Source organism: Sulfurifustis variabilis (genome assembly GCF_002355415.1).
GTDB lineage: Bacteria > Pseudomonadota > Gammaproteobacteria > Acidiferrobacterales > Sulfurifustaceae > Sulfurifustis > Sulfurifustis variabilis.
This window is the reverse complement of the sequence record NZ_AP014936.1, coordinates 1,419,853-1,442,395: the sequence shown is the minus strand read 5'-3', so window position 1 is coordinate 1,442,395 and position 22,543 is coordinate 1,419,853. Positions and strand designations below refer to the sequence as shown.

General features: G+C 70.2%; 19 protein-coding genes. 6 read left to right on the top strand and 13 right to left on the bottom strand.

The features are described 5' to 3' along the window. Window positions 1-510 carry a nicotinamide-nucleotide amidase gene (pncC, locus tag SVA_RS07045; RefSeq protein ID WP_096460562.1) on the bottom strand — a complete coding sequence of 170 codons (510 nt, stop codon included), beginning with the start codon at window positions 508-510 and terminating at the stop codon, window positions 1-3. A 110-nt stretch (window positions 511-620) separates the two neighbouring features. On the opposite strand from pncC, the gene SVA_RS07040 reads away from it, so the two are divergent. Next, window positions 621-1,271, top strand: coding sequence for a tetratricopeptide repeat protein (locus tag SVA_RS07040; RefSeq protein ID WP_096460561.1), 651 nt, complete (start codon window positions 621-623; stop codon window positions 1,269-1,271). Between the two features lie 26 nt (window positions 1,272-1,297). On the opposite strand, the gene SVA_RS07035 is transcribed toward SVA_RS07040, so the two are convergent. From SVA_RS07035 to dctP, 5 genes are all read right to left on the bottom strand, one after another. Then, window positions 1,298-2,086: a sulfite exporter TauE/SafE family protein gene (locus SVA_RS07035; protein ID WP_197703407.1), complete on the bottom strand. Its 789-nt coding sequence runs from the start codon at window positions 2,084-2,086 to the stop codon at window positions 1,298-1,300. A 172-nt stretch (window positions 2,087-2,258) separates the two neighbouring features. After that, the gene (locus tag SVA_RS07030) at window positions 2,259-3,644 is read right to left on the bottom strand and encodes a malonyl-CoA decarboxylase domain-containing protein (protein WP_096460559.1); all 1,386 of its coding nucleotides are present in this window, start codon (window positions 3,642-3,644) and stop codon (window positions 2,259-2,261) included. Further along, entirely contained in the window at window positions 3,641-4,957 is a 1,317-nt protein-coding gene (locus SVA_RS07025) for a TRAP transporter large permease (protein ID WP_096460558.1), read from the bottom strand. Before SVA_RS07025 ends, SVA_RS07030 begins: the two co-directional genes overlap by 4 nt. Further along, on the bottom strand, window positions 4,954-5,460 hold the full coding sequence (locus SVA_RS07020; protein ID WP_197703406.1) for a TRAP transporter small permease: 507 nt from the start codon (window positions 5,458-5,460) through the stop codon (window positions 4,954-4,956). Before SVA_RS07020 ends, SVA_RS07025 begins: the two co-directional genes overlap by 4 nt. Window positions 5,461-5,518: 58 nt before the next feature. Further along, a complete protein-coding gene (gene dctP / locus SVA_RS07015) occupies window positions 5,519-6,523 on the bottom strand; it encodes a TRAP transporter substrate-binding protein DctP (protein WP_096460556.1) in 1,005 nt (334 codons plus the stop codon). 175 nt (window positions 6,524-6,698) lie between these two features. Here dctP and SVA_RS07010 point away from each other — a divergent pair, with 175 nt between their 5' ends. Continuing rightward, window positions 6,699-8,228 carry a malonate--CoA ligase gene (locus SVA_RS07010; RefSeq protein WP_096460555.1) on the top strand — a complete coding sequence of 510 codons (1,530 nt, stop codon included), beginning with the start codon at window positions 6,699-6,701 and terminating at the stop codon, window positions 8,226-8,228. On the opposite strand, the gene SVA_RS07005 is transcribed toward SVA_RS07010, so the two are convergent. Further along, entirely contained in the window at window positions 8,189-9,466 is a 1,278-nt protein-coding gene (locus SVA_RS07005) for an APC family permease (RefSeq protein WP_197703405.1), read from the bottom strand. The genes SVA_RS07010 and SVA_RS07005 overlap by 40 nt on opposite strands. A gap of 2 nt (window positions 9,467-9,468) precedes the next feature. Then, the gene (locus SVA_RS07000) at window positions 9,469-9,915 is read right to left on the bottom strand and encodes a phosphatidylglycerophosphatase A family protein (protein ID WP_197703404.1); all 447 of its coding nucleotides are present in this window, start codon (window positions 9,913-9,915) and stop codon (window positions 9,469-9,471) included. 182 nt (window positions 9,916-10,097) lie between these two features. Here SVA_RS07000 and SVA_RS06995 point away from each other — a divergent pair, with 182 nt between their 5' ends. After that, the gene (locus tag SVA_RS06995) at window positions 10,098-11,834 is read left to right on the top strand and encodes an autotransporter assembly complex protein TamA (protein ID WP_096460553.1); all 1,737 of its coding nucleotides are present in this window, start codon (window positions 10,098-10,100) and stop codon (window positions 11,832-11,834) included. Further along, window positions 11,831-15,583 carry a translocation/assembly module TamB domain-containing protein gene (locus SVA_RS06990; RefSeq protein WP_096460552.1) on the top strand — a complete coding sequence of 1,251 codons (3,753 nt, stop codon included), beginning with the start codon at window positions 11,831-11,833 and terminating at the stop codon, window positions 15,581-15,583. The genes SVA_RS06995 and SVA_RS06990 overlap by 4 nt, the downstream gene beginning before the upstream one ends. A gap of 83 nt (window positions 15,584-15,666) precedes the next feature. Here SVA_RS06990 and SVA_RS06985 read toward each other — a convergent pair whose 3' ends face one another. Together SVA_RS06985 and SVA_RS06980 are read right to left on the bottom strand one after the other, a co-directional pair. Beyond that, entirely contained in the window at window positions 15,667-16,047 is a 381-nt protein-coding gene (locus SVA_RS06985; RefSeq protein ID WP_096460551.1) for a DUF4870 family protein, read from the bottom strand. 9 nt (window positions 16,048-16,056) lie between these two features. Beyond that, window positions 16,057-18,072, bottom strand: coding sequence for a DNA repair helicase YoaA (locus SVA_RS06980; protein ID WP_197703403.1), 2,016 nt, complete (start codon window positions 18,070-18,072; stop codon window positions 16,057-16,059). Window positions 18,073-18,097: 25 nt separating this feature from the next. Between SVA_RS06980 and SVA_RS06975 the strand changes: the two genes are divergently transcribed. After that, complete coding sequence (locus SVA_RS06975; RefSeq protein WP_169924001.1) at window positions 18,098-18,958, top strand: amidohydrolase family protein; 861 nt, start codon at window positions 18,098-18,100, stop codon at window positions 18,956-18,958. Between the two features lie 15 nt (window positions 18,959-18,973). Here SVA_RS06975 and SVA_RS06970 read toward each other — a convergent pair whose 3' ends face one another. Both SVA_RS06970 and SVA_RS06965 read right to left on the bottom strand, forming a co-directional pair. Continuing rightward, window positions 18,974-19,903, bottom strand: coding sequence for an ATP-grasp domain-containing protein (locus SVA_RS06970; protein ID WP_096460549.1), 930 nt, complete (start codon window positions 19,901-19,903; stop codon window positions 18,974-18,976). 183 nt (window positions 19,904-20,086) lie between these two features. Further along, entirely contained in the window at window positions 20,087-20,482 is a 396-nt protein-coding gene (locus SVA_RS06965) for an SRPBCC family protein (protein WP_197703402.1), read from the bottom strand. A gap of 113 nt (window positions 20,483-20,595) precedes the next feature. Here SVA_RS06965 and SVA_RS06960 point away from each other — a divergent pair, with 113 nt between their 5' ends. Further along, window positions 20,596-21,393, top strand: coding sequence for a CheR family methyltransferase (locus tag SVA_RS06960; RefSeq protein WP_197703401.1), 798 nt, complete (start codon window positions 20,596-20,598; stop codon window positions 21,391-21,393). Window positions 21,394-21,413: 20 nt separating this feature from the next. On the opposite strand, the gene SVA_RS06955 is transcribed toward SVA_RS06960, so the two are convergent. Beyond that, entirely contained in the window at window positions 21,414-22,478 is a 1,065-nt protein-coding gene (locus SVA_RS06955) for an MBL fold metallo-hydrolase (protein ID WP_169924000.1), read from the bottom strand. Window positions 22,479-22,543 lie beyond the last annotated feature (65 nt).

Genomic DNA, 22,543 nt, shown 5'->3' with positions numbered 1-22,543 from the left:
TCAGCTTCGGGAACCCAGGAAAGAGGATAGTCCGTCCAGCGCGTGCGCCACGGCCTGGCGACGCACCGCTTCGCGGTCGCCGTCGAACCGGCGTCGTTCGCTCCGTGTCGCGCGCCCCCTGGCGGCCCAGGCGAACCAGACCGTTCCGACCGGTTTCTCCGCGGTGCCCCCTGTCGGCCCGGCGATGCCCGTGATCGCGAGCGCCACCTGCGCGGCGCCGTGCCGCAGGGCTCCTTCCGCCATGGCCCGCGCCGTCGGCTCGCTGACGGCGCCGTAGTCCGCGAGCGTTTCCGCCGCCACGCCCAGCATCTCGGTCTTGGCGCGGTTGCTGTAGGTCACGAAACCGCGCTCGAACCACTCCGAGCTGCCCGCGATCGCCGTGCACACCTGCGCGACCCAGCCGCCGGTGCACGACTCCGCGGTCGCCAGCATGAGCCGCTCGCGCTCGAGCGCGCGGCCGACCTCGGCGGCGAGGTTCTGCAGACGGGCGTCGCTGGCATCGTTCGTCATGGCGACGATTGTAGATGCGCGCTCATGTGTCGTGAAACCCCGATCAACGGTCCGAAGCGGCGCGGCATCCCGATCTACACTAGCTTCAGCGCACTGCATCGAGGTTCGACATGCACCGTTCGAAGCCTGCCCGCAAGGGTCACGGCGCGCGCCCGGTTCCGCTGCTCGCGCCGTTCCTCGCCCTCCTGCTCACGCCCGTCTCCGTTCCGGCCGCCACACCGCCCGCCCTGCACACCTCGCCGCCTCCCGGCGAAACGATGGGGTCCGACGGCCGCGCGGACGGCCCGCAACGGGCGTTCCTCACCGGCGTCGCGGCCTACGACGGCGGGGACTACGCGCGCGCGGTGCAACTGTGGGAGGCGCCGGCCGAGCAGGGGCACGCGGGCGCGCAGTTCAGCCTGGGCGTCGCCTACGCCACCGGCAAAGGCGTCGCGAGCGACCTCGCCCGTGCGATTCGCTGGTGGCGCGCGGCGGCCGAGCAGGGGCACGTCGGCGCGCAGTTCAATCTCGGGATGCTCTATTCGCGCGGCGAAGGCGTCGAGCGGGACCTGAATCTGGCGAAGACCTGGTGGCACCGGGCCGCGACCGGCGGCGATGCCGCCGCGCAGTTTCACCTCGGCGCCCTCGCGGCGACCGGCGAAGGCGAGCCCCAGAACTACACGGAGGCCGCCAAGTGGTGGCGGCGCGCCGCCGCGCAGGGCTACCCGCATGCGGTGAAAGGCCTGGAGATCCTCCGCAGCCACGGGGCGTTGAGAGAGTGAGCCTCGCAGCACGGAAGAGAGATTGATCAGCTCAGGAGCATCCGGACGCCGAGGACGAGCAGGAACACCGCGAAGATGCGCCGGAGCGTGACGTCGGAGAGCCGGTGCGCCAGGCGCGCGCCGAGCGGCGCCGCGGCCGTGCTCGCAACGACGATCCCGGCAAACGCCGGGAGCACGATGTAGCCGAGGGAAAACGGCGGCAGGTCGGACTCGTTCAGGCCGCCCACGACATAGCCCACCGCCCCGCTCAGCGCGATCGGAAAGCCGAGCGCCGCCGCCGTCGCGATCGCCTGCTTCACCGGGACGCTGCACCAGGTGAGGAACGGCACCGTCAGCGAGCCGCCGCCGATGCCGATCAGCGTCGAGAGCGTGCCGATCAGGCCGCCGGCCGTCACGAGCACCGGGCGCCCCGGCAGTGTGCGATGGGGATTGGCCGCGCGCCCGCCGAAGGCCATCTGCGCCGCGACCGCGAGCATGGAGACGGCGACGATGTAGCGCAGCGACCGGCCCGGCAGCCAGTCCGCGATCGCCGCGCCGAGCAGCCCGCCGATCACGATCCCCGGCGTGAGCCGCATGAACAGCGGCCAGCGCACCGCCCCCCGCTTGTGATGCGCGCGCATCGACGAGAGCGCCGTGAACGTGATCGTCGCGAGCGAGGTGCCGATGGCGCACTGCATGATGACGTCGGGGCTCACGCCCTGGCGCTCGAGCAGCAGCGCGATGACGGGCACGATGAGCATGCCGCCGCCGATGCCGAGCAGCCCGGCCATCACGCCCGCGGCCGCGCCGCTGAGCATCAGTGCGAGTAGTTCCACGGTCGGTCGCGAGTTCGCTTCGCCGTCTATCGCCCTCTCCCCGCCTGCGGGGAGAGGGAAGGGGTGAGGGGCAATGGAAAAAATAGCGACCTGCTTACCCTCCCCCTCACCCTTCCCTCTCCCCCGCGATGCGGGGGAGAGGGTTCTCGAAGACAAGCTTGCATGGATGTCGCTACGCCGCCGCGCTCTTCCATTCGGCGGCGATACGCTCGTGCAGGCGCGCCAGATGGCGCGACATGTCGATGACGCCCTCCTCGACGAACTGCTCGTGGTTCTCGACGACGATGTCGGGGTCGTAGCGGTAGTTCACCTTCACGCCGAAGGCGGCGTCCCTGCCCTGCGACGAGCCGTCGGAGAAGGGATTGATGCGCTCGAGCCGCGCGCCGTTCGCGAGGTGGAACGCCGCGACCGGGTCGTAGCCCGGTCCCCGGGGCGGCAGCAGCGTGAGGTAGGCGAGCACCAGGCGTTCCAGCACCTCGGCGAGGAGCGCCCGGTGACGCAGCGGCTCATGCTCGAGCAGGTGGAACAGCGCGTCGGCCGGGAGCAGCGGGCCGGCTGCCCTGGTCAGCGCCTCGCGATGCGGGGCGAGCAAGCGCTCGAGCCGCTCCGGAGTGAACGCCGGGTGCTCGCCCGCGCGGGCCGCGCGCAGGGCGGCGGCGAAGCCCGGAACCGGCGAGAGCGTCGCCAGCGTGCGCAGGCGCGGCAGCTCCGCCCCCAGATCCTCGAGCACCTGCTTGATGAGGAAGTTGCCGAAGGCGAGCCCCTTCAGGCCGCGCTGCGTGTTGTTGATCGAGTAGAAGATCGCGCTGTCGGCCTGGCGCGGGTCGAGCACGGGCGCGTTGGGATCGATGAGCGGTCCGATCTCGCTCGACATGCCCTTCACCAGGGCCACCTCGAGAAAGATCAGCGGGACGCCCGGCAGCGCCGGATGAAAAAACGCGAAGCAGCGCCGGTCGGGCGCCAGCCGCCGCTGCAGGTCGTCCCATCCCTGGATCTGGTGCACCGTGTCGTAGCGGATGAGCTTCTCGAGCACGTCGGCGGGACTGTGCCAGTCGATGCGCTCCAGCGTCAGGAAGCCGCGGTTGAACCAGGAGGCGAGCAGGTGGGCCAGGTCCGCCTCGACCACGCCGAGCTCGGGATGCCGCTTCAGGAGCCCGAGCAGCTCGGCGCGCATGGCGACGAGCGCGGCCGTGCCGCCGGGCGCCATGTTCATGCGCCGGAAGAGCTCCTGGCGGGGCGGCTCGACCGCGCGGCTGAGCGCGAGGAAGTCGTCCGTCTCTCCCGTGCGCAGGTACTCCTCGGCCCGCGCCCGCACCTCCTCGCGGTTCGGGCTGAACTCGCGCTCGAGCATCTGGAAGAAGCGCAGCCGCTCCTCGGCGTTCATCCGCTCGTAGGCCTGCAGCACCTCGCGCGACATCGCCGTACCGGACGCCTCGCCCCGTCCGGACAGCAGCGCACGGAGCAGCCCCGCGAGCGTGCGGTCGTGGCGGGCGCGCACCAGCGTGCGGCCGCGGTCGGCGATGGATTCGAGGAAACGCTCGAGCCAGCGGCGCCTCATCCGGTCGGCCCCATCAGGTAGTCGGGCAGCCAGGTCGCGATCCCCGGGAAAATCGACAGGATCACGATGCCGAGCACCATGAGCAGGATGAACGGCACGGCGCCGCGCAGGATGACGGGCAGCCTTATCTCCGGGGCGATGCCGTTGATGACGTAGAGGTTGAGCCCGACCGGCGGCGTGATCAGCCCGATCTCCATGTTGACCGTGAGGATCACGGCGAACCAGTACGGGTCGAAGCCGGCGTTCGTGATGATCGGGATCAGGATCGGCGCGGTCATGAGGATGATCGCAACCGGCGGCAGGAAGCAGCCGGCGACGAGCAGGAAAATGTTGATGAAGAACATGAGCACCCAGCGGTTCACCTCGAGCACGGCGATCCACTCGGCCACGGACTGCGTGACGTACAGGACGGACATCATGTAGCCGAAGAGCTCGGAGGCGGCGATGATCATCATGATCATCACGCTCTCGCGGGTCGTGTCGCGGAAGATCGTCCAGATGCGCGCCGGCTGCCAGATGCGATAGATCACCGCGACGAGGACGAGACAGAACATGGCGCCGACGCCCGCGGCCTCCGAGGGGGTCGCGACTCCGCCGTAAAGCACGTACAGGATGCCGACGACGATGAGCAGGAGGGGCAGGACCTTGGGCAGCACCTCGAGCCGCTCGCGCAGCGAGAAGCGCGCCTTCATGTCGGTGAACGCGACGCCCCGCCGCCACGCGACGAACCAGGTCCAGGCGATGAACAGCCCGGTGAGCATGAGACCGGGAAAGACCCCCGCGAGGAACAGCCGCCCGATCGACGTCTCGGTGGCGACGCCGTAGACGATCATGGTGATGCTCGGGGGAATCAGGATGCCGAGCGTGCCGCCCGCGGCGATCGAGCCGGTGGCGAGGTCGTCCGGCACGCCGCGCTTGCGCATCTCCGGGATGCCCATCTTGCCGATGGCGGCGCACGTCGCCGGCGACGAACCCGACAGCGCGGCGAAGATCGAGCACGCGCCGATGTTGGAGATCACGATGCCGCCGGGCACCCGGTTCATCCAGCGATCGAGCGCGAGGTAGACGTCGCGCCCCGCCGGCGACGACGCCACGGCCGCGCCCATGAGGATGAACATCGGGAGCGCGACCAGCTCGAATGTCGCGATCCCGCCGAAGAACTTCTCGCCGAGGATCCCGAAGGTATCCGCCCCCTGGAAGTAGAACAGGAAACCCAGCGCTACGACGCCGAGGCCGAACGCGATGGGCACGCCGGCGGCGAGCACGAGCACGGTGACGATCCCGATCAGGATGCCGATCTCGATCGGGGTCACTCCGCCTCCTCCGCCCGCATCCCGAAGGGCGCGTCCCGCCCGGTGGCGAGGCAAAGAATGTCCGCGACGTACTGCAGGGCGAGCAGCGCCATGCCGATCGGCAGCGGCAGCAGCGGTATCCAGAGCGGCAGGGCCCAGACCGTCTCGGTGGTCCAGCCCCCGGTCCAGGCCTCGTGGAAGTAGACCCAGCTGTACCACGCGAGCACGAGGCAGAAGACCAGCGAGACGCCGGACGCGAACAGCGCGAGCACGAGCCGCGCGCGATGCGGGATATAGAACGGAACGAGGTCCACGTTGACGTGCCCCTTGTGCAGGAGCACGTAGGGCGCGCCGATGAAGGTGGCGGCGACGATGGCGAAGGTGACGAACTCGGTCTGCCAGACGGTGGAGGCGCCGAGGAAGTAGCGCATCACCACCATCTGGCAGACCACGACCACGGCGGCGAGCAGGGCGGCCACGGCGAGGATTCCGCACAGCATCGACGTCGCCCGTACGAGCCGCACGAACGAATCCAAAACCCTCGACCTCCCCTGCTGCCGCCGCCGATAAGGCGTGGAGCGGCTACTTGACCGCGAGCGCCTTCTCGATCAGCTCCTTGCCGCCGGGAACCTTCTCGGAAAAGTGCTTGTACGAGGTGTCCTTGGCGATCTTGAGCCAGGCCTGGTACTGCTGCTCGTTCATGGTCACCACTTTCACCCCGGCCTTCTTGAAGACGTCGACCATCTTGTCGTCGAGCTTCTTCGCCTCGCCCGCGAAGTATTCCTCCGACTTCCTGGCGGCGGCCATGAGCGCGTCCTGCTGCTTCTTGTTCAGCTTGCTCCAGGTCTGCTTGGAGATGAGGATCGGCTCGTACATGAACCACAGCGCGTACTCGCCCGGCGCCGTGAGGCACTGGACCTGCTCGTAGAGCCGGAACGACACGAAGCTGCCCGAGCTGGTGTTGGTCGCGTCGAGCACGCCGGTCTGCATGCCGGTGTAGATCTCCGAGCTCGCCATCGACGAGATCGATGCCCCGGCCCCCGCGAGCATCTGCTCGAACGCCGGGCCCGCGGCCCGCGTCACCTGCCCCTTGATGTCCTCGGGGTTCACGATGCAGTTCTTCTTCGAGGCGAAGCCGCCCGCCAGCCACGCGTCGGCCAGGACCATGGCGCCCGCGTCCTCGATGATCTTCTTGATGTCCTTCATGAACTCGGAGTTGTTCAGGCGCCGGGCGTGCTCGTGGTTCTTGACCAGCCCGGGCATCAGCGTCGCGCTGAACTGCGGATGGCGTCCGCTCGCGTAGTCGAGCGGGAAGGCGGTGATGTCGAGCTGGCCCTTCACCAGCGCGCCCCACTGCTCCTTGGCCTTGTACAGCGACTGGCCGGGGTACACCTGGATCTTGAGGCCGACATTCGCCTTGTCGACTTCGCGCGCCATGATCTGGACCATCTCGTCGCGCACGTCGCCCTTGCCTCCCGGGAACTGGTGCGACGCCTTGAGGGTGACGTTGGCGGCTTGAGTGGCGATGGGCAGCGCAACGGCCGCTGCGACGAACGTGCTGGTGAGTAACGAACGCAGGGTAAACATGACTCCTCCTGGTTAGCGTTGCCGGAAATCTCTTCGCGCCCATCGCGTGATCGGGCGCCGTGCGCGCCACGGTTTTCACATGACGAGAATCCCGACAGTTCGACAGCGGGTTTTTTTGTGGAGCGCGATCGATTATCGTCAGGCCAAAATAAGGGTGTCAAGCAAAAGGCTTTTCATGGCGAATCTCTACACCCTTCTCACCGACCGTTTCTCCGGTTCGCCCGATGCGTGGGCGGTGGAGACGGAGGACGGACGGCGCTTCTCCTACGCCGATCTCGATCGATCCTGCGCGCGCTATGCGCGCTGGCTCTCGACGCTCGGCCTCGCGCCCGGGGAACGCGTCGCGGTGCAGGTCGAGAAGTCGGTCGAGGTGCTGTTCTTCTATCTCGCCTGTCTGCGCGCGGGGCTCGTTTACCTGCCGCTCAACACCGCATACCGCCAGGCGGAGCTCGAATACTTCCTCGAGGATGCCGAACCGGCTCTGGTCGTGGTCGACCCCGCCGCCGCGCCGCCGCTCCGACCGATCGCGGACCGCCGCGGGGTAAAGCATTTCCATACGCTGGCGCAGGACGGCACCGGCACGCTGCCCGACGCCGCGCGCGGGCAGGAGTCGTCGTTCGATACGGTCGCACGCGCCGCCGACGACCTGGCGGTAATCCTCTATACCTCCGGCACGACCGGTCGCCCGAAAGGCGCGATGCTCACCCACGGAAGCCTCGTCGCCAACGCGCTCGCGCTGCTCGAGGCCTGGGGTTGGCGCAGCGACGACGTTCTGCTGCACGCCCTGCCCCTCTACCATATCCACGGGCTCTTCGTGGCCTGCCACTGCGCGCTCCTCGGCGGCAGCCACATGATCCTCCTGCCGCGCTTCGAGCCGAAGAGCGTCATCGAGCGGCTGCCGCGCGCCACGGTGTTCATGGGCGTTCCGACCTACTATACGCGGCTGCTCGCCGACCCCGCGCTCGACGCCACGCGGTGCCGGAACATGCGCCTGTTCGTCTGCGGCTCGGCGCCGCTGCTCCCGCAGACGTTCGACGAGTTTCGCGCGCGCACGGGGCACACCATCCTCGAGCGCTACGGGATGACCGAGACCGGGATGAACACCTCGAACCCGCTCGGGGGCCCGCGGGTTCCGGGCACGGTCGGGCGCCCGCTGCCCGGCGTCGAGATCCGCATCGTCGACGAGTCGGGGAAGCCCGTGCCGGAGGGCGACGTCGGCCAGCTGCTCGTGCGCGGTCCGAACGTGTTCAAGGGCTACTGGCGCCGGCCGGAGAAGACGGACGAGGACTTCACGCCCGACGGCTACTTCCGGACCGGCGACCTCGCGCGCATCGAGGAGCACGGGCACGTGGCGATCGTCGGGCGCTCGAAGGACCTCATCATCTCCGGCGGCCTGAACGTGTATCCGAAGGAAGTCGAATCGTGGCTCGACCGGCTCGACGGCGTGCTGGAATCGGCGGTCATCGGCGTGCCGCATCCCGACTTCGGCGAGGCCGTCACCGCCGTCGTCGTGCGCAAGCCGGGCAGCGAGGCGACCGAAGCCGGCCTGATCGCGGCGCTCAAGGGCTCCATCGCGGGCTTCAAGGTGCCGAAGTCGATCCACTTCGTGGACGAGCTTCCGCGCAACACCATGGGCAAGGTGCAGAAGAACCTGCTGCGCGAACGCTACGGGAGCGGCAGGCCGGCGAGCAGCTCCGCGAGCTGAAGCGCCACGAAGCCGGTCGAGGCGAGGAAACCCGCGAGCGGAATCGCGAGCGGAAACACGCGGACCCCCGCGGGGCGCGGATCGCGGCGCTTGATGCGGACCAGCGCCAGGTTCACGAGCGCGAACACGATCAGGACGATCAGGCTCGTCGCCTTGGCGAGGGTCACGATCGGCAGGGCGACCGCGAGCACCAGCACCGTCGCCCCGACGAGCGCGGTGGCCGCGAGCGGAGTGCGCGTGACCGGCGAGACCTTCCCGAGCGCCTCCGGCAGCCAACCTTCCCGGCTCATGCCGTAGAGCACGCGCGACGACATGATGATCTGGATGAGCGCCCCGTTCACCACCGCGAACAGGCTGACGAGCGCGATCAGCGTCGGCGGGCTTCCGGTCGCCCGCTCGTAGATGAGGGCGAGCGGCGCACGCGACGCGGCGAGCTCCGCGGGCGGCAGCGCGAGCACCGCCACGAGCGCGACGAGCAGATAGAGGACGGTCGAGACGACGATCGCGATGAGGATCGCGAGCGGCAGGGTGCGGCCCGGCTCCTTCACCTCCTCCGCCACGTTGACCATGTCCTCGAAGCCGATGAAGGCGTAGAAGGCGAGAAACGCCCCGAGCAGGATGCCGTGCCACACCCCCGCCGCGGGCGGGGGTACGAGCTCCGGCCACCGCGCCGGGAGATCGACCAGGCCCGCGCCTCCTATATAAATGATAAAGGCCAGACCCCCGAGCTCGACGAGCGTGACCAGGCTGGCGGCGACCACCGACTCGGTGATCCCCCAGGCCGCGAGGGCGCCGAGCAGCAGAACCAGCACGACGACGGCCAGCCCGTCGGGCACGGCCACGAACACATGGAGGTAGCCCACGAAGCCGTTCGCGATGGTGGCCGCGGAGACCACGCCGGTCAGCACGATGAGCAGCCCGACGACGACCGACAGCCACCGGCGCCGCAGGCCCTCCTGCACGTAGACCGCTTCGCCCGCGCTCTTCGGCAGGCGCGCGGAGAGCTCGGCGTAGGAAAGGCCGGTGAGTCCGGCGAGCAAGGCGGCGATGACGAACGCGAGCGGCGCGTACATCCCGGCGGTCGCGGCGACCCGTCCGACCAGGACGTAGATGCCCGCCCCGAGGATCGTCCCGAGGCCGTAGAGCGTCAGCAGGCCGAGCGTGAGCGAGCGCTTGAGGGCAATGGCGCCGGCCGGCGCGCGCGACACCGCGTCCTCTTCCCCCGGCGGGCGATTCACGATCAGGGAACCAGCGTCGGGGCGCCGATCAGCAACGCGGTCGCCTGCAGGCCCGCCCACGCGTAGACACCGGCCGCCGCGTCGTCGAGCACCGTTCCGAATCCGCCGGGCAGGCTCCGGTCGATGCGACCGATCGGAAACGGCTTCCAGATGTCGAACAGGCGAAACCACAGAAACCCGGCGATCACCCAGACCCATCCGACCGGCGCCGCGTACATGGTGATCAGATAGCCGACGATCTCGTCGAGTACGATCGAGGCGTCGTCGTGCGGCAGCCCGCGCTCCGCGATGCCGCAGACCCAGACGGCGAAGGCCAGCAGCAGCGCGAGCGCGAGAAGGTAGACGCCGGCGGCGGCCTGCATCAGGACGAGGTAAACGGGAACGCCGAGGAGCGTGCCGAACGTGCCCGGCGCGAATCCGACCTTGCCGACGCCGAATCCGGTCGCCACGAAACGGGCAAGCCGTTCCCCCCGATGCGGTCGATGGTGTTGTGCCTGCAGGCCGGTTCCCCTTCGAGATCCGCGCCGGAAGGCGCGTGGCGCCCCGTTCTGGTCGCGGGTTTTCGCGTTTTGGGTATTATGCCGGTAACCGCCCGCTCACGGCCAACAAACGGATTCAACCGCCCCACTCGATGCGCGCCGCTTCGCTTGCCTGCCTCCTGGGTCTGCTGCTCGGCGCGCTTCCCGTTCTGGCCGCTTCCCCCGCGATCGCGGTCGAGGTCGAGGGCGTGGGCGGCGAGCTGCGCGACAACGTGCTCGCGTTCCTCGGCATATACCAGTCGCGCGCGCGCGAGGACCTCTCGCCGGTGCGCGTCCGCCGCCTGCACACGCAAGCCGAGGGCGAGATCCGCCGCGCGCTGCAGCCGTTCGGCTTCTACCGCCCCCGGATCGAGAGCCAGCTGACCCGGACCGCCGAGGGATGGCTGGCGCGCTATGTCGTCGCGCCCGGCGAGCCCGTGCGCGTGCGCGAGCTCGACCTGCGGATCGCCGGCGAAGGCGCCGAGGATCCCGAGTTCCGCAGGATCCTCGACGCGTTTCCTCTCACGAAGGGGGAGCGGCTGCGCCACGCGGACTACGAGGCGGTGAAGCGGGAGCTCCAGAAGGTCGCGGCCGAGCGAGGCTACTTCGATTTCAGGATCGTGCAAAGCGAGGTGCGGGTCGACGTCGAGAAGAACGCGGCGAGCGTCCACCTGCACATCGACACCGGCGCGCGCTACCGCTTCGGCGAGATCACCCTCGACCAGGACCTGCTCGATCCCGCCTTCCTGCGCCGCTACCTCCGCATCAAGCCGGGCCAGCCCTACTCGACGCGCGCGCTGCTCGAGCTCCAGACCGCGCTCGCGGACAGCGACTACTTCGCCGACATCGACGTGCTCGCCGACCCGGCGCAGGCCGTGGACCACGCGATTCCGGTGCGCATCCGCCTCACGCCCCGCAAGCAGGACCGCTACACCTTCGGCATCGGCTACGGTACGGACACCGGCGCGCGCGGGCGCCTCGGGTGGCAGCGCCGCTACATCAACGAGCGCGGCCATCACCTGCGCGCCGAGCTGCGCGCCTCGGGCATCCAGGAGAACTACACGGTCGGCTATTTCATTCCGTTCCGCAATCCGCGCACCGACCAGTACGCGATCACGGCCGGTTACGAGGACGACGACACGCTGGTGTACGAAAGCCAGATCACCCGCGTCGGCGTGAGCCGCACGGCCGCGCGGGGCCGGACCCGCGAGACGCTCTCGCTCACGTACCAGAGCGAGGACTTCGACGTCGGCGACCAGACGGGGGCGACGGCCCTCGTCATGCCGGGGGCCAACTGGGTCCGCACCTGGGGCGAGGAGCGGGTCTACACGCCGCGCGGCGCGCGGCTGTGGTTCGAGCTGCGCGGCGGATCGGCGGAGCTCGGATCCGACATCAGCTTCCTCCAGGCGCGTTTGCAGCCGAAGCTCATTTACTCGATATGGGATTCGGGGCGCTTCATCGCCCGCGCCGAAGTCGGCAGCACGCGCATCGACGACTTCGACGAGCTGCCGGCGAGCCTGCGCTTCTTCGCCGGCGGCGACCAGAGCGTGCGCGGCTACCGCTACAACTCGCTCGGACCGGAGGACGCCAGCGGCGACGTCATCGGCGCCCGCAAGCTGCTCGTCGCGAGCCTGGAATACGAGCACCGGATCCGCGGCGGCTGGTCCGCCGCGGTCTTCTACGATGCGGGGAACGCGCTCGAGGACTACACCGACGCGCTCGCGCGCGGCGCCGGCTTCGGCGTGCGCTGGCGCTCGCCGATCGGTCAGGTGCGCGTCGACCTCGCCAGCGCCCTGAGCGAGGACGGCAATCCGTGGCGCCTGCATCTCACCATCGGGCCGGACCTGTGAAGCGCCGCCGCCTCCTCGTTCTGATCGCGTTCCTCGGCCTCCTCGTCGTGGCGGCGGGCGCGCTCGCGTGGCTGCTCGGCACCGAGTCGGGACTGCGCTGGGCCTACGAACGACTGCAGGCGCGCCTGCCCGGCTCGCTGTCGGTCGAATCGCTCGCCGGACGGCTGGCGGGACCGATCGAGGTGCGCGGCCTGCTCTATCGCGACGACGAGACGTCGGCGCGCCTCGAGCACGCCTCGATCGACTGGTCGCCCACGGCGCTCCTCGCCGGGCGCCTGCGGCTGAGCGACATCGAGGTCGAGGGACTGCGCGTGACGCTGCCGGCACCGAAAGAAAAGCCGGCCGAGCGCAAGTCGCCGGCGCCGCGCCTGCCGCTGACGCTCAGCATCGGCGACGCCCGGCTGCGGAACCTCGCGGTCGTCCGCCCGAATGCCAGCCCGATCGAGATCCGGACGATCGAGATCGAGGGCGCGACCTGGGGACCGCGCGCGCTCGCGCTGTCGCGGCTGCGGGTGGATGCCGAGCGGTTCTCCGTCACCGCGGACGGCGGCATGGCCCTCGACGAAGACGGCCGGGTGCTGAACCTGGCGTGGCGTCTCGAGCCGCCGGGCTACGCGCCCGTCGCCGGCCGCGGCACCGTCTCCGGCACGCTCGCGAAGCTCGACATCGCGCAGGAACTGACCGAGCCGCTGCGCGGGACGCTGCGCGCCGAGGTGCGGCAGCCGACGACGAAGCTCGCCTGGAACGCGGAGCTTTTGCTGCCTTCGGTCGACCCCAGCCGCATCAGGCGCGATTGGCCTGCGCTCGCCGCGAGCCTCGAAGTCGGCGCGCGGGGAGACGCGAGCCGCTTCGCGGCGAGCGGCCGCGCGCAGGCGACCTTCGCGGGACAAACGCTGCTCGGCCGTTTCGAGGCGAAGGGCGACGCCGACGCGGTCGTGCTCGATTCGCTCGATGTCACGGCGGCGGGCGCGCCGGGCGAGGCCCACGCGCAGGGACGCTGGACGATCGCGGCCCGGGCCTTCGAGGTGCAGGCCCGCTGGCGCGGGCTGCAGTGGCCGCTCGACGGGACGGCCCTCGTGGCGAGCCCCGAGGGCGAGGCGCGCATCGCCGGAAAAACCGACGACTACCGGATCGAGGGCGCGCTGGCGACCGAGGGGCGGGATCTTCCGCCGGCGCGCTGGACGCTGGCGGGCCGGGGCGACACCAAGGCCCTCGACGTCGAGACGCTCGTCGCCGAGCTGCTCGACGGCCGGATCGAAGGACGCGGACGGATCGCCTGGTCGCCGCAGCTCGCCTGGTCCGCCGGCGCGACCGCCGCCGGCATCAATCCCGGATCGATGTGGCCCGAGTGGCCGGGCGAGATCGGCGCGACGGCGCAGGCGCAGGGTACCGCCAAGGGGCTCAAGCTGACGCTCGAGCGGCTTCAGGGCAACCTGCGCGGCCGCCCGGTCAGCGCGCGCGGCCACGTGGTCCGCCAGGCCGGACGTTATCCGGACCTGCGCATCGAAGCCCGAAGCGCCGGTGCCGTCGCGCGCGTGAACGGACACCTGACCGACGCCTGGGACATGCGCTGGGAGATCGAGGCGCGCGACCTCGCGGCAGTGTGGCCGGACGCCGCCGGCGAGCTGGAAGGCCGGGGCCGACTCCAGGGCCCGCGCGCGGCGCCGCGCGTGGAGGCGAACGTTTCCGGTCGGGCCGTCGCGTACCGCGACCTGCGCGCGCAGACGCTCGCGCTGAACGGCGCCGTCGACCTCTCGGACCGCGAAGCCTCGCGCGCCAGCCTCGAGGCGCGGGGCGTGATCGCCGACGGGCGCGAGCTCGAGCGTCTCAGCCTGCGCGCCGAAGGGCATATCGCCAGGCACACCGTCAGCGCGCACGCCGCGATGGACGAGCTGGCGGCGACGCTGCGGCTCGCGGGCGGCTACGCCGCGGGCACCTGGGAGGGCGAGCTGCGTCAGGCCATCCTCCAGAGCGAGGCGGCGGGCTTCTGGACGCTGCAGGCGCCGGCGGCGCTTCGCGGCGGGCGCGATCGCGTCGTGCTGGAAAAGGCGTGCCTGCGCGCCGGCCGTCCCGACGCCTGCGTCTCGGCCGACTGGAACCCGAACGCCGCCAGCCGGTTCCAGGTTTCGGCCGAGACCGTGCCCCTGCCCCTCCTCGCCCCGCTGCTGCCGCCTGCCGTGCGCGTCCGGGGCACCGTGAGCGGAAACGCGGACCTGCATCTCGACCGCCGGCGGCTCACGCGCGCGCGGGCGGAGTTCGAGTTGAGCCCGGGCACGCTGACGCTCGCCGCGGCGGGGGCGGGCGCGAGCGCGGTGTCCTTTCACGGCGGCGCCGCGCGCCTCGACGTCGACGAACGGGGATTGCGCAGCCATGCCGAGATCCGGCTCGCCGGGGAGGACGGCGCGCGCCTCGACCTCGCGCTGCCGAAGTTCGACGGCAGCGCCCCGGCCGGCGCCGCTCAGCCGCTCGATGGCCGGTTCACGGCGCGGATTGCCGACATCGCGCCGCTGCTGCCTCTCTTTCCCGAAGTGGAACGTCTGCGCGGATCGGTGCAGGCGGATCTGCGCATCGGCGGAACGCTCGCGGAACCGCAGCTGCGCGGCGATGCGCGCCTGCGCGACGCCTCGGCGCGTCTGCCCGGTCCCGGCATACGGCTCGACGCCGTCGAGCTGACGGCAACGGCCGAACGCAACGATGTCCTCACCCTGCGCGGCCAGGCGCGATCCGGCAAGGGTCAGATCGACGTCGCCGGCACGCTGGCGCTCGAAGCCGGGCGGGCTTGGCGCGCGAAGCTCCAGGTCACCGGCGACCGCTTCCAGGCCGTCGATCTGCGCGAGGCGTCGGTGGTCGTCTCGCCGAACCTCCGCCTCGACGTCGTTCCGCGCCACGTCACGATCGACGGCGAGATACGCGTGCCGCAGGCCCGGTTCGCGCCGCGGCCGCGCCTGGTCGGCGGCGAGACGACGGCCGTTCCGGTCTCGCGCGACGTCGTCATCGTCAACGCGCCGGAGGACGAACCCGAGACCGCACCGGCCACGCCGTGGACCGTGGGCGGCCAGGTGCAGGTCATCCTGGGCGAGCGCGTGAGCTTCGACGGTTTCGGTCTGACCGGCGACATCACCGGCCAGATCACCGTCGTCGAGGCCCCCGGCCGCGTGACGACGGGCCGGGGCGAGGTGCGCATCGTCGAAGGCAAGTACGAGGCCTTCGGCCAGAAGCTCGAGATCGAGCGGGGCCGGCTGCTCTTTGCCGGCGGCCCGGTCGACAACCCCGGCATCGACGCGCGCGCGGTGCGCAAGATCGAGGACGTGACGGCGGGGATCACCGTCAAGGGAACGCTGCGCGAGCCCGAATTCGTCCTCTTCACGGAACCCGCCATGGGCCAGGCGGACGCGCTCTCCTACCTCCTCTTCGGCCAGCCGCTGGAATCCGCCGATGCCGCCCAGGGGAAGACGCTCGCGGGCGCCGCCGCGGCGCTGCAGCTCAGCGGCGGCGAGTTCCTCGCGCAACGCATCGGCGCGCGCTTCGGCATCGAGGAGGTCAGCATCGAGGGCGGAACCGAGAACCAGGACGCGGCGCTCGTCCTCGGCCGCCAGCTCTCGCCGCGGCTGTACGTCAACTACAGCATCGGCCTGTTCGAGCAGGTGAATGTGTTCCGCATCCGCTACAAGCTGAGCGCGCGCTGGGCGCTCCAGGCCGAGTCCGGCCCCTACACGGGCGCCGACCTGCTCTTCACGATCGAGCGCTGAAGGGGAAAGTATAAGTGCAACGTGACAAGTGATGGATTGATGAGCGCGCGCAGCGCGCGCCTCGACTACTCACTTGGCACTTATCACTTGTCACTGGCCTTCAGGTACATCGGCTTGCGGTCGACCAGGTTGAGCCAGCCGCGAATGATGCGGTACATGACCCAGACGTAGGCGGCGAAGAGGATCACGGCGCCGATGCCGATGACCGCGGTGAGGCCGCCGAGGGCGCCCCAGAGCAGCCCGTACCAGAACGTGCGGATCTGCCAGCGGAAGTGGGATTCGACGAGCGTCGTGCGCGCGTCGTCGCGCTTGACGTAGTTGATGATGATCCCGGCGATGAACGTGATGGGCAGGAGCAGGCCGACGGCCTGCAGGCCGTACACGACGTTGGCGATGGTGATGAGCGGCCGCTCGGGGGGCACGCCGGCCGGCGTCACGGAATTCGGCGCTTCGGGCGCTTCCATCCGGCGATCTTAAAGTGTGGCCGTATCCGTATCCACCGCGCCGGCCTCGCGGAAAAAGCGCTCGACGTCCGCCTGCGCGCGCGTGAGCGGCATCGGCGGCAGGCTGTCGAGGAACAGCCGTCCGTACGAGCGCGACAGCAGGCGCGGATCGCAGATCACCAGCACGCCGCGATCCGCCGCGTCGCGGATCAGCCGTCCCGCGCCCTGCTTGAGCGCGATCACGGCCTCGGGCAGCTGGAACTCGCGGAAGGGATTTCGCCCCGCCGCCGTCATGGCCTCCGAGCGCGCCTTGAGCACCGGGTCCTCGGGCGAGCCGAACGGGAGCTTGTCGATGACCACGCACGAGAGCGTCGGCCCCTTCACGTCGACGCCCTCCCAGAAGCTCGCCGTGCCGAGCAGCACGCCGTTGCCCGCCGCGACGAAGCGCTCGAGGAGCTGCGCGCGGGCGGCGGTGCCCTGAACGAACAAGGGATAGTCGAGCCTTCCCGCGAGCTGCTCGGCCGCGATGCGGAGCGCGCGGTGGCTGGTGAAGAGCAGAAACGCCCGGCCCTCGCTCGCGCGCAGCACGGGTAGGGCCGCCTCGACGACGCGGAGCGTGTAGTCGCGCGAGGCCGGATCGGGCAGGCCCGGCGGCACGTAGAGGAGCGCCTGGCTCGCGTAGTCGAACGGGCTCTCCCAGCGCGCGGTGTGCGCGTCCTCCAGACCCAGTTGCCCGGTGAAGTGCGAGAAGTCCTCGCCCACGGCGAGCGTCGCCGAGGTGTAGACCCAGGCCTTCGCGCCCAATCCCGCGATCCGGGAGCCGAACTCGCGCGCGATCGAGAGCGGCGTGAGGCGCAGCATGAAGCTTCGCGGTCCCGTCTCGAACCAGGCGATCTCGTCGAGCGGTCCGGCCTCGAAGCGCTCGAGCCGCTCCCTCAGCGCCTGCGAACGCCGCGCGCAGTTCGCGAGACCGGGCCCTCTCCCCGCCACCGTCTCGAGCTGCACGGTCAGCTCCTCGAGATGCTCGTGCAGCGCGCGCAGCGCGTCCTTGAACGCGCCCGTGCCGGCCACGCGATCCCAGTGATCGCGCCGGGCTTCGATCCCGAACGCGAGGCGGAAGTCCTGCACCGCCTTCTCCAGCGCCTCCGCCGCGGGCCGCAGCGTGGCCAGCCCGCTCGCCTCGCGCAGGTCCTCGGAAATGGTGTCGCGCCCGAGGTTGCGCAGCTGGTGGCTGCTCAGCGTGACGCCGAAGAAATCCGAGGCGATCTCGGGGAGCTGGTGGGCCTCGTCGAAGATGACGGCGTCGGCGGAAGGCAGGAGCTGCGCGAAGCCCTCCTCGCGAAGGGCGAGATCGGCGAAGAAGAGATGATGGTTGACGACGAGGAGCTCCGCGCCGGCCGCCTCGCGGCGCGCGCGGTTGACGAAGCATTCGTCGTAATGCGCGCACTGCCCGCCGAGGCAATTGTCCGCGGTCGAGGTCACGCGCGGCCAGAGCTCGGACTCCTCGGGCACTTCGCCGGCCTCGGCGATGTCGCCCGAGCGCGTGCCGAACGCCCACGCCCGGATCCGCTGGAACTCGGCGCTTTGCGCGCGCGTCGCGAATCGGCCCTCTTCCGCGGTGACGCCGAGCCGGTGCAGGCAGAGGTAGTTCCCGCGGCCCTTGAGCAGGGCGACGCGCGCGGGCAGCTCCAGGGCATCGCGCACGCGCGGCAGGTCGCGCCGGAAGAGCTGGTCCTGGAGGGTCCGGGTGCCGGTGGAGACGATCACGCGCAGGCCGGAGAGCAGCGCCGGCACCAGGTAGGCGTAGGTCTTGCCGGTGCCCGTGCCGGATTCGGCGACGAGCGTTTTCCGGCTCTCGAGGGCCTTTTCGACCGCGTGCGCCATCTTCTGCTGCGCGGGGCGGGGCGCGAAACCGGGAATCCGCCGCGCGAGCGGGCCGCCCGGGCCCACCGCCTCGCGGCTTCGCCATCGCTCGAATTCGGACATGTGAAGCCGTTGGCCGCTCTTCGGGTTGCGTCGTCCCGCGCGCGCGGGCAGCATGAGCATAACAAACGCCCGCGCGCGATCCGACATGTCAGGCGAAGAAGGCGGTTCCTCCCGGCTCCGGCAGACCCTGGGCTTCCTGAGCCTCCCGGTCGCGCTCACGCTGTTCGCCCTCTATTACTTTCGCGACGCGAACCCGCAGCCGCCGATCTACGACGTGCAGATGCACTACAACCGGGAGGCCTGGGAGTACTTCTCGCCGAGGGCCGTGATCGGCACCCTGGAGGAGCTCAACGTCACCCAGGCGCTGGTGTCCAGCACGCCGAACGAAGGCACCTTCCGCCTGCAGACGCGCAACCGCCAGATCATCGTCCCGTTCCTCTCGCCCTACCGCAGCCGCGAGGACCGGGAGACGTGGGTGGACGACGCGACGTTGCCCGGTTACCTGAGACAGGAGCTCTCCAACCAGGCGTACCGCGGGATCGGGGAGCTCCACCTGGTCGCCGGGCAGCTGCACAAGCCGGTCGTCCGCCAGGTCCTCGAGCTGGCCGGCGAGCAGGGGCTGGCGATCAACCTGCACGCGGAGGCGCCCCTGGTCGAGGAGATCTTCGCCATCGCGCCGAACCTGCGCGTGCTCTGGGCGCACGCGGGGATGACGGCGAGCCCCGAGGTGGTCGGCGCGCTGCTCGACCGCTTCCCGAATCTCGCGACCGAGCTCTCGCATCGCACCGACATCGCACCCGGCGGCAAGCTGGCGCCGGCCTGGTCGGCGCTCTTCCTGCGTCACCCCGACCGCTTCATGGTGGGCAGCGGCACGTACACGAACGAGTTCTGGTACCAGTTCCGCTACATACTCGGCCACTATCGTCGCTGGCTCGCCGCGCTGCCGCCCCACGTGGCGGAGCAGATCGCCTACCGGAACGCGCTGCGCTTTTTCGCGCCGGCCTGACCCGCCCGGCGCCGTTCAGGCGCTGCGCAGCTCGCCGAAGGTGCCGCGCCCGAACCACGCCGCCAGCTCCTCCCGCGCCGCCCGACCCGCCTCGAGGTCCCAGGCGTTGACGACGGCAAGGCGAAACCCTCCCGGGGGCATGGCGTGCAGCTCCGCGGGACGGTCCGGGTCGAAGGTGATCTGGATGCTGGAGAGGCCCGGATGGCTGAGCAACCGGTCGGTGACCGGTTCGGGCGGATGATCGTAAGGCCTGCCGTGCGCTCCGAAGAGCACCACGCTGTACGCGTCCCGTCGGCAGGCCTCGTCGTACTCCCAGCGGCCCTCGGCGTACAGGCGAACCACCGCGTCGATCCAGTTCGCGCCGTAGAGATCGGGCCACTGGTCCGCGAAGCGCAGGTGCACCTCGATGATCGTCGCTCCGATGGTCTCGAGATTGATGCAGCCCGTGTAGCCCGCGAGGTGGCGGCGCAGCCAGTCGCCGCAACGCGACTCGATCCGCGGCCGCGCGTCCGCCAGCACGGTCCAGTAATCGAACATGCCGTCGACGAGCGGCACGCCGACGCTGTGCCGCCACCAGACCGGCTCGCCGGCGACGACGACGGCGTCGCTGCTCACGTGCTCGCCTTCGAGCATCGGCATCCAGAAGTGGCCGGGCGCCTGGGTGCGCTCGTACTCCGCGGCGTCCCGCACGACGCGACTGCCCGTGCCCATTCCGCGCAGGTTGTAGATCGGCTTGCTGAAGACCGGGAACGCCGCCGGCGGAACGTCGTGCGGCGCGTGCACGAGGCCCTGCGTCTCGCAGACGAGGAGCTTGTTATAGACCCAGCGGTGGTTCGGATTGAGCTGCCACGCCAGCGTGTCGTCGGTGGGAATGTAGACGTGGGCGGGACAGGAAACGCCGGCGAAGTACTGCTCGCGCCACGGATCTTTTTCGACGATGGGCATAAGGGCGGCGCGATTCTAGCCCGCCGTTCGATCGGCCGTCACTGGCGTCCGCGCCGTGCCGACGAAAGGACCAAAACCGGCCCGGAACGGCGAAACCGGCTTCGCTCGGGCTCGGGTGGACACGCAGGGAACGGAAACCGGCGTACCGGCCGGCCTCGTCGCCGGCACCGGTATATTAAGGTATCAACGTTGTTCCAGGACGCGCTTGAGCGTGCGCAGATCGCGCTCGACCAGGGCCGCATCCCCGGCAAATCGCTCGTCGGAGACCTCGGGCGGCTGAAACAGCGTGAAGATCACCTCGCTGCCGTCCGCATTCGGCACCACCCGCATCGGGTTGAAGACCTGAACGCCGGGGGCCGGGCTCACGTAGTGGTCCAGCACGCCGAGATCGTTCGTGCGGACGAACTCGATCGTCATCGGGCCGTCCGGTGTCTCCACGATCCATTCGTCCCCGGATTGGCGCACGGAACGGCAGAACGCCGTTGCCCACAGCGGGAGGTTCTCCGGCTTCACGACGAACTCGTACACCGCCCTGGGCGGGCACTCGATCGGCACGCTCACGGTCCTCGATCTGCGCACGCGCATCGCTGCTCCTCCTCCGGTCCGACGCGCCCCCATCTCGCCGGCGTCGAACTGATAGCATGGTCGTTTCGGGCCCGCGCGGGGGCCAATCGATGCGCGACGAGGAATGCGTGACCTTTCTGCAATGGGCCCTGCCCCGATTGCACCTGCGCTGGCCCGGCTTCCGGAGGGTGCGCCGGCAGGTGTGCCGCCGCGTCGACGCGCGGATGCGCGCGCTTCACCTGACCGACATCGACGCCTACCGCGCGCATCTCGAGCGCCGTCCCGACGAATGGGCGATCCTCGATGGCCTGTGCCGGATCACCATCTCGGTGTTCTACCGCGACAAGGCGGTGTTCGATTTCCTGGCGGACGCCGTGCTTCCCGCGCTGTCGCAGCAGGCGCGAGAGCGACACGAGCCGAGCATGCGGGCGTGGAGCATAGGTTGCGCCTCGGGCGAGGAGCCGTACACGCTGCTCCTCGCCTGGCGGCTCGGCCGGAGCGTGCCCATGCCCGGCATCGGCCTGGATATCCTGGCGACGGACGTCGATGCCACGGTGCTGCAACGCGCGGCCACCGCCTGCTATCCCTCCAGCAGCATCAAGCTCCTGCCTCCGGCCTGGAGCGCGGCGGCGTTCGACCGGATCGACGGACGCTACTGCCTGCGGGAGCCGTATCGAACCGGCGTGCGTTTCGAGCGCCAGGACGTGCGCACCGCGCTCCCTGACCGGCGCTTCGATCTGATCCTCTGCCGGAATCTCGCCTTCACGTACTTCGACGCCGCCCTGCAGCGCGAGACCCTCGGACGCCTGCTCGCGCGCCTGCGCCCCGGCGGCGCGTTCGTGATCGGCCGGCGCGAGGCGCTGCCCGAGGGAAGCCACCTCGCCGCCTGGCGCGGGGACCTCGGGGTCTATCGCCTGCCCCCGTGAGCGCGTCGTCCCGCCGTCGTTCAGTGCCGATGGTCGTGCGCCACGAGCCTCGCCGGGTTGTCGTCGCTGTGCGCGAGCAACTGCCGGTAGCGCCGGCGGTCCTCCGCATCCATCGCGTGCGTGTGCGGCGTGCCGTCGGCGGACAGCGACTTCACGTCGGGACCGGAGGTGATCGTGGTGCCGAGACCGGCGTAGAGGTAGCGGTCGCCGAAGGTCCTTTTCAGGATCTCGAAGGCCGGCTCGCCCGTGCAGTGGACCGGCGCGATCCAGGCGACCTTCGCGTGGTCCTTGAGCGACAGGGCGATGCGGGCGATCTCGTCGTCCTTCGCCGGAAGCAGATGGGTGCCGCCGACAACGAGGTGAATGGGCCTGGCGATCGTCGTGCGCGCCGCCTCGACGATCTTTTCGATGGTGGGATGGCTGCAGCCCACCACCAGCACGATGCCCTCCGGCGTGTCGATGGCGAGCGAGAGCTCGATCACGTCGAGATCGACGCCCCACGGTCCGCGCAGCGCGATGAGGTGGAACCCGGGCGCGATCTCCGTCTGTTTCGCCACCCAGGTGAAGTTGCCCTGCGGCCACGGCGTGCCGAAGCGCATGGTCTGCGGCGGGTTCCCGTCGAAGTAGCGCATTTCGGGAGGCAGCGACTCGTTGCGCCGGTAGAAGGTTCCGGGCAGGGCCGCGCCGAAGACGCCGAAGTTCTCCTGCGGCGCGTAGATCGTCAGGTTCGGGTTCGTGCGCACGAGGTGATTCAGGCCGCTGGTGTGGTCGCCGTGGCGGTGGGAGACGACGGCGAAGTCGAGCTTCGTCAGGTCGATCCCCTTGGCCTTCACGTTGTGCGCGAAGACGTCGGCGTTGTTGCCCGTGTCGAACAGCACGCGCTTGCCGCCGTACTCGATGTACGCGGCGAAACCCCAGTCCTTCTTCATGTCGGACGCCTTGCCGAAGGCGTCGTAGAGAACGGTGATCCGCGCCGCTTTCGACTCCATGCCGCCCGGCGCACGCTCGGCCCCGGTCGCGTTCATCGCGCCTCCGGCCAGGAGCGCCGCGCTGATCAACCAGCCGACACCGCGTCTCGTGTTCATCGTCCACCTCCTCTCTTCCTCGTTTCCGGTTCCAGCGCACACTGCGATTTTCACTATACGCCCCG